Genomic DNA, 233 nt, shown 5'->3' on the forward strand with positions numbered 1-233 from the left:
CCATTTCCGGCATAACCACGTCAGAAACAATAATATCGACCTTACCTTCAAGTTCTTCAAGCACTTCCAGCGCCTCAACGCCGGACGATGCCTCGTGAACTGTATAACCTCGTGTCTGCAGCGCACGGACACCGCCCATACGCACTGCATCTTCATCTTCAACCAGAAGAACTGTTGCCGAACCGGAGAGATCAGCCTGTTTTTCTGCTTTCTTTTCAACAGGTGCAGGCTTT

At 50.2% G+C, this 233-nt stretch carries 1 protein-coding gene; it reads right to left on the reverse strand.

Features of this window, described 5'->3' with window-relative positions; genetic code table 11:
• Positions 1 to 233 (reverse strand): response regulator (locus tag HBA93_RS23765; protein ID WP_221724850.1); only part of this gene is annotated, 233 nt, incomplete at both ends.

This window comes from Ochrobactrum sp. SFR4, assembly GCF_019730395.1.
Taxonomy (GTDB): domain Bacteria; phylum Pseudomonadota; class Alphaproteobacteria; order Rhizobiales; family Rhizobiaceae; genus Pseudochrobactrum.